Here is a 7,034-nt window from a genome sequence, read left to right as displayed (position 1 = left end):
GGCTGACGACGCTCGGCGGCCAGATGCTGCGCCTCGCCGAGCGCCACAAGGTGCCGCGCAAGGCCTTCCTCGACAGCTATATGGGCTCCGAGCTCGACGACAGCTGGCTCGAGCGCGCGGCCAAGATCGACAAGAAGTTCGCCGCCTTCGCGGTCGCCGAGGAGGAGACGGTCGAGCGGATCCGCGGCGAGATCGCCGAAATCTCGCAACAGACCGGCATGTCGCTCCCCGAGTTCCGGCGGATCGTCAACCAAGTCCAGAAGGGCGAACGCGAAGCGCGCATCGCCAAGAAGGAAATGGTCGAAGCCAATCTGCGCCTCGTCATCTCGATCGCCAAGAAATACACCAACCGCGGACTGCAGTTCCTCGACCTCATCCAGGAAGGCAACATCGGCCTGATGAAGGCGGTCGACAAGTTCGAGTATCGCCGCGGCTACAAGTTCAGCACCTACGCGACGTGGTGGATCCGCCAGGCGATCACCCGCTCGATCGCCGACCAGGCACGCACCATCCGCATCCCGGTGCACATGATCGAGACGATCAACAAGCTCGTCCGCACCGGCCGCCAGTTCCTTCACGAAACCGGCCGCGAAGCGACCCCGGAAGAACTCGCCGAACGCCTCTCGATGCCGCTCGAGAAGGTTCGCAAGGTGATGAAGATCGCCAAGGAGCCGATCAGTCTCGAGACTCCGATCGGCGACGAGGAAGATTCGCATCTCGGCGATTTCATCGAGGACAAGAATGCGGTGATCCCGGTCGATGCCGCGATCCAGGCGAATCTGAAGGAAACGGTCACCCGCGTCCTTGCGTCGCTGACGCCGCGCGAGGAGCGAGTGCTCCGCATGCGCTTCGGGATCGGGATGAACACCGACCACACGCTCGAGGAAGTCGGCCAGCAGTTCAGCGTTACCCGCGAACGCATCCGCCAGATCGAGGCGAAAGCCCTGCGCAAGCTCAAGCATCCGAGCCGCAGCCGAAAGATGCGCAGCTTCCTCGACCAGTAGGGCTGGCGGTGGTGCCTGGTCCCAATAGTTCGCGCGCGACGCCGCAGCCGGCGCGGCGCTCTTTGCTTAACCCTCTGCAAACGCGCTGCTTCTTAAATATGGCACGAGCCTTGCTTAGATATGAGCATGACTTCGCCATCGACACTGGAGCACCGCATGATCATCGCCGCCAAGCCCGCCATCCTCGACCGCGAGGCGCCGATCTTCGGTGTATGCGAAGCGATCGGCGACGATTTCGGCTTCAACCCCAACTGGCTCCGCGCCGCGATGGCGCCACTGATTTTCTGGAACCCGGTCTACACGCTGGCCGGCTATTTCGCGGTCGGGGCGCTGGTCCTGCTCTCGCACCTGGTCTTCCCCGACGTCCGCGAGCCTGCCCCTGCCGTCCGCCAGAAATCTCCAACCGAAGAGTTCATCAACGACGACCAGCAAGCGGAGCCGCGCTCGATCGCTGCCTGACCAGCGTCGCCCAATCATCGGAGGGGAAAGCCATTGCCCCCCTCCCCGCGCTCGCCTAGGGCCCGCCCCCCATGCGGTTCGCGTTCCTCCGGCCCCGCTCGAGCCAGGATCGAGCCCATGTCGCCCCCTCGGCCCGCCGCCGCGCGCTGTCGTTTGCGTTAGCGATTGCCGCCGAACTGATCCTGGTCCTCATTCTGCTGACATTGGGCGGCGAGCCGCGGCCGGGACGGCCCGACGATCGCGGTAACGGCCCGATCAGCATCGACCTCGCCCCCGAGCAGCAGGCCACCAGGCAAGCCAGCGCCGCGCCCAAGACGACCCCGACCAGGCCGCAACCGCCCCACCCCGCTCCGCCGCGTCCCCGTCCCGCGATCATCTTGCCCACGCCAGAGCGTGCACTGCCCATCCTCATCCTCACCAAGGAGGAAATGGCCGCCGCCGACATCGCCAAACTCGGGACCCCCGCCGGCTCGGCCTCGGCCTCGCAAGGCAGCAGCCCGGGCGACAGCCAGCGCGTCGGCACGGGCCCCAACGGCGAGCCGCTCTACGCCGCCGAATGGTATCGCGAACCGACTGACCGGGAACTGAGCGGTTATCTGCCTGCGAAAATGCCAGAAAGTGGTGGCTGGGGAATGGTCGCGTGTCGCACGGCTGCACGCTATCACGTCGAGGATTGCGTCGAGCTCGGCAATGGCCCGGCCGGATCGCACCTCGCCGGCGCGGTCCGCCAGGCCGCGTGGCAATTCCTCGTCCGCCCGCCGCGCGTCGGCGGCCGCGAGCTGGTCGGCACCTGGGTTCGGATCCGGATCGATTATACCCAGAGCCCCGCCGATTAAGTTCGCGCAATTTTCCTATGATGGTCAGATCGTCGCCTATCGTCCCGCTCGCCGTCCCGCTTGCCGTCCCGATCCGGAACGGATCTTCACCTTCATGACCAGTTCCTTACCGACGGATAAACCTTGTCTTTACGCAGCTGGGTTAGGCCCGGTGGCTAATCCTCGGACCAACAGGGCAGGGAGACTCGGAATGAACTCGACGACGGCCACCGAACGGCAGGCGCGCAGCCTCGCCGACGCGCAGTTAGCGCGGGTCGCCGGCGAAGGTTCGGCGCGTCACCCCCATCTTGCCGCCCTGCTCGGCGCGACCGGTCCCAACGCCGCGCGCGACCTCGCCGACGCGGTTCATCTGCTGTGCAACCTCTATGGCCGCCACCCCGGCCTGCTCGATGTCGCGCTCGCCACATGCGCCCCCGGCGCGGCGCGCGACTGGCTGGTCGAGGCGTCGGACCAATATGAGCGCGAACGGCTCTATCTCGTTCGCCTGAGCTCCGCCGTCGGCCCGCTGCCGAGCACGCCGGGCGCGGCCGAAACCGAAGCCGCGCTCCAGGCGCAGCGTCACGCCGTACAAACCCTCGCCCGGTCGGAGCGGGGCGGCTGCTCGCTCGGTGCCGCCACCGCGCTCCTGTCGGACTGGGTCGCGATCCGCCCGTTGCTCGACCGCGCCGCCGCGCGCGCCGGGATCGAGACCCCGCTCGCCTCGCTCCCCGGAGAGACCTCGATCGCGCGTGTCATAGAAGCCGCGATCGTCGGGCCATCGAGCGAACGGGCGCTGGCGTTCGGTGCCGACCAACTATTGCTCCAGCACCGCGCCCTGTTCGACCTCCTCGAAGCCCGCGCCGCCGCCCGCCTCGACTGAGAAATTCCGCTTTATCGAGCGAAGTCGAGAGACCTGCTCCTTGCCTCCTCATCGTTAGGTCCATAGGGCGAAGCGATGCGCTTCGAAGGCACCACCGATTATGTCGCGACCGACGACCTCAAGGTCGCGGTCAACGCCGCCGTAACGCTGCGGCGTCCCCTGCTCGTCAAGGGCGAACCCGGCACCGGCAAGACTGTCCTCGCCCATGAAATCGCCGAGGCGCTCGGCGCGCCGCTGATCGAGTGGCACATCAAGTCGACCACCCGCGCCCACCAGGGCCTTTACGAATATGACGCGGTCGCGCGGCTACGCGACGGCCAGCTCGGCGATGAGCGCGTGCACGACATCCGCAACTATATCCGCCGCGGCAAATTGTGGGAGGCGTTCACTTCGCCGGTCCTCCCCGTCCTGCTGATCGACGAAATAGACAAGGCCGACATCGAATTTCCCAACGACCTCTTGCAAGAGCTCGATCGGATGGAGTTCCACGTCTACGAGACCGGCGAAACGGTGAAAGCCGCCGAGCGCCCGGTCGTCGTCATCACCTCGAACAACGAGAAGGAGCTACCCGACGCCTTCCTGCGCCGATGCTTCTTTCATTACATCGCCTTCCCCGACCGCGCCACGATGACGAAGATCGTCGACGTCCACTTTCCCGGTATCCAGAAGATATTGGTCAGCCGCGCGCTCGACCTGTTTTACGAGGTCCGCGACGTTCCGGGCATCAAGAAAAAACCCTCGACCAGCGAATTGCTCGACTGGCTTAAGCTGATCCTCCACGAGGACATGCCGCTCGAAGTTCTCCAGAACCGCGACCCGACGAAAGCGATCCCGCCCTTGCACGGCGCGCTGCTCAAGAACGAGCAGGATGTCATGCTGTTCGAGCGCCTCGCCTTCATGGCGCGAAGGAAGGGCTAGGCGCAGCGCGGCGCCCGCTCTCCTCAATTCTCGGTGTAAGCCAGCTCGAAATTGCCCCACCGTCGCCCGACGACCCACAGCGGCACGAAGACGTTCTTCACCGGGATATACTTGTCCCCCAGCTCCATCCGGTAAGTCATCAGCATCGCCGGCTTGTTGCTTTCGATCGCGAGCCTGGTCTGCTCGTCCATGAAGATCCGCCGATTGCGACAATGCGCGTCGTTCCACACCGGGTCGGGTCCCGGCGTCAGGCAGCGCTCGCTCAGATGCGTTGGCAGATAGCCGTTGATGTCGGTGCATGCCGACCCGATAATCCGCGGCTCGCGTGCCTTGAACCGATCGAGGATCGGCCGCACCTGCGCGTGGGCAAAGTCGGCGAAGCCATTGTCATATTGCACCGGGTTGGTCCCCGGCACGGGCACATAGCGCCGGTCGAACACCGCATCCTCGCTTATTGCGCCTTCGCGGATGCCCCGCTCGACGACCTCGACGATCACCCGCATCGCTTCCTGCGCCAGGCTGATCATCGGGGTATCGTCGATCTCGGCGCCCGAATTCGCCAGCGTGTCGAGCATCGTGTTCGACATCATCTCGAGGTGCGACAGCCGCTGCTGCGCCTTGACCAATTCGCCGCCATTGGCGCGCGCGTCCCCGGCGAAGCTGGTCAGCCCCGCCTTGACCCGGTCGACGCTGGTCTGGATCAAGCTGGTCGAATGCGCGATGCCCTCGGTCTGGCGGTCCACCATCCCGACGATCTCGCTCACTTCGCGGACCGTTTCGCTGATCTGGCCGAACCCCACCTGCGCCGCGCGGCTGCGCTCGACGCCGGTCTTGATCTCCGACGTCACCGCGCTCGCCTCGCGAGTCAGTTCGCCGATCGTCAGCCCGATCTGGCTCGTCGCCGCGCGTGTGTCGTGCGCCAGCTTCTTCACTTCCGCCGCGACCACCGCGAAACTGCGCCCGGCATCGCCTGCGCGCGCCGCCTCGATCGTTGCATTGAGCGCCAGCATGTTGGTCTTGCGCGCGATCGTCTCGATCGTCGCCGACACCATCTGCACCTGGTTCATCGCGGTGGCGAAGCCGGCCATCCGCTCGCCCAGCTGCACGACCAGTTCGGTCAGCCCCTTGAACCCGCCGATCGTGTCCTCGATCGCCGCGCGCCCCGCCTCGAGCTTGGCCTTGGCCTGCTCCGACAACAGCCGCGCCTCGTCGGTTGAATCGCTGACCCGCGCCTGATCGGCGAGCAGCCGCGTCATGATTTCCTCGAGCGCATCGAGCGTGTTGAAATGCCCGGTAATCCGTGTGGCGACGCCCTCGACATAGCCGGCGACATCGCTGCACTCGATCGATAGCGAACCGCAATCGCGTGCCACCACGCGGATCGCGTTTTCGGTGACTTCTTCAATACCCAATGTCGCCATTAGAACGCACTTCCCCAGATCGGTCCGGTCCGGATGTAAGGCGAACCTCCTTCATTTTCGTTAACCACGCGCCCCACTCCGGTGGGCGGGGCCTGGCGCTGGCGACGCTTCACCCAACACGCTACACGGCCGCCATGTTCATCTCGTTCGTCGAAGCCCTTCGCCGCGGCGGCATCCCCGCCAGCCTCAAGGAGCATCTCCTGCTCTTGGAAGCGCTCGACGCCGATGTCATCGCGGCCGAGCCCGAGCAATTCTATTACCTGGCCCGCTCGGTGTTCGTTCACGACGAAAGCCAGATCGACCGCTTCGACCGCGTCTTCGCCGAGGTGTTCAAGGGCATCCTCGCCCCCGCCGAGCCCGGCGCCGAGATCCCCGAGGAATGGCTCAAGAAGATCGCCGAACTCTATCTCACCCCCGAGCAAATGGCCGAGATCAAGGCACTGGGCTCATGGGACGAGATCATGGCGGCCCTCAAACAGCGCCTCGCCGAACAGACGGGACGCCACGAGGGCGGCTCGAAATGGATTGGCACCGGCGGCACCTCGCCGTTCGGCCACGGCGGCTACAATCCCGAAGGCGTGCGCATCGGCGGTCCCGGCGGCCAGGGCCGCGCGATCAAGGTGTGGGAACGCCGCGACTTCAAGGACCTCGACGGCGACCGCCAGCTCGGCACGCGCAACATCAAGGTCGCGCTGCGCCGTCTGCGCCGCTTCGCCCGCGAAGGCGCCGCCGACGAACTCGATCTCGACGGCACGATCGACGGCACCGCGCGACAGGGCTGGCTCGACGTCAAGATGCGCCCCGAGCGCCACAATGCGGTCAAGCTGTTGCTGTTCCTCGACATCGGCGGATCGATGGACGGCCATGTCCGCCTGTGCGAAGAGCTTTTCTCGGCGGCGCGCACCGAGTTCAAGCATCTCGAACATTATTACTTCCACAACTGCATCTACGAAGGCGTGTGGAAGGACAATCGCCGCCGCCACGTCGAGCGCACTGCCACGATCGACATCATCCATAAATTCGGCCCCGACCATAAGCTCGTCATCGTCGGCGACGCCGCGATGAGCCCCTACGAGGTCAGCCACCCCGGCGGCTCGATCGAGCATATGAACGAGGAATCGGGCGCCGTCTGGATCAAGCGCCTGACCACCGCCTACCACAGCGCCGCCTGGCTCAACCCCACCCCCGAAGCCTATTGGGGCCACTCGGCCTCGACCAGCCTGCTCAAGACGCTGATGGACGGAAGGATGTACCCGCTAACCCTGGAAGGGCTCGACGACGCCACGAGGGCGCTCGCCCGTAAGCGCTGACGTCCGCGAAGAATCTGCCGGTTAGCCATTGTGCAAGCCCAAGGTCCGTGAGACCTATCCGGAAGAGGAGCGGCAGGGGATGTGGATCGGCGTGCAAAAAGGACCCCGTTAGTGGGGTGATCGGCGTCCAAAAGGGACCCCTCATTTCGATAGTCTAGTCAGCGGCCTGGTTTTCCAGGTGGCGAGATCGGGATGTTGGTGGTGGAGACAGTGGTTCGGATCCGGCG

At 65.3% G+C, this 7,034-nt stretch carries 7 protein-coding genes; 6 read left to right on the top strand and 1 reads right to left on the bottom strand.

Going from position 1 to position 7,034, the window contains the following annotated elements:
- The 5 genes from rpoD to Q0R27_RS01530 all read left to right on the top strand — a co-directional run.
- A partial coding sequence (gene rpoD, locus Q0R27_RS01550) for an RNA polymerase sigma factor RpoD (RefSeq protein WP_293940333.1) occupies window positions 1-1,004 on the top strand: 1,004 nt, incomplete at its 5' end.
- A 126-nt stretch (window positions 1,005-1,130) separates the two neighbouring features.
- Entirely contained in the window at window positions 1,131-1,463 is a 333-nt protein-coding gene (locus Q0R27_RS01545; RefSeq protein WP_293940332.1) for a PspC domain-containing protein, read from the top strand.
- 71 nt (window positions 1,464-1,534) lie between these two features.
- Entirely contained in the window at window positions 1,535-2,299 is a 765-nt protein-coding gene (locus tag Q0R27_RS01540; RefSeq protein WP_293940331.1) for a hypothetical protein, read from the top strand.
- Between the two features lie 190 nt (window positions 2,300-2,489).
- Window positions 2,490-3,158, top strand: coding sequence for a hypothetical protein (locus Q0R27_RS01535; protein ID WP_293940330.1), 669 nt, complete (start codon window positions 2,490-2,492; stop codon window positions 3,156-3,158).
- A gap of 75 nt (window positions 3,159-3,233) precedes the next feature.
- Window positions 3,234-4,076 (top strand): MoxR family ATPase, encoded by an 843-nt coding sequence (locus Q0R27_RS01530; RefSeq protein WP_293940329.1) that lies wholly within the window; start codon window positions 3,234-3,236, stop codon window positions 4,074-4,076.
- Window positions 4,077-4,099: 23 nt separating this feature from the next.
- Here Q0R27_RS01530 and Q0R27_RS01525 read toward each other — a convergent pair whose 3' ends face one another.
- Entirely contained in the window at window positions 4,100-5,497 is a 1,398-nt protein-coding gene (locus Q0R27_RS01525; RefSeq protein ID WP_293940328.1) for a methyl-accepting chemotaxis protein, read from the bottom strand.
- A gap of 134 nt (window positions 5,498-5,631) precedes the next feature.
- Here Q0R27_RS01525 and Q0R27_RS01520 point away from each other — a divergent pair, with 134 nt between their 5' ends.
- A complete protein-coding gene (locus Q0R27_RS01520; RefSeq protein WP_293940327.1) occupies window positions 5,632-6,807 on the top strand; it encodes a VWA domain-containing protein in 1,176 nt (391 codons plus the stop codon).
- Window positions 6,808-7,034: the final 227 nt, after the last annotated feature.

Origin of the sequence: Sphingomonas sp. (genome assembly GCF_025362505.1) — a bacterium.
Taxonomy (GTDB): Bacteria; Pseudomonadota; Alphaproteobacteria; order Sphingomonadales; family Sphingomonadaceae; genus Sphingomicrobium.
Note: the sequence above shows the minus strand (reverse complement) of the source record. Positions and strands in the feature narration are given on the sequence as shown.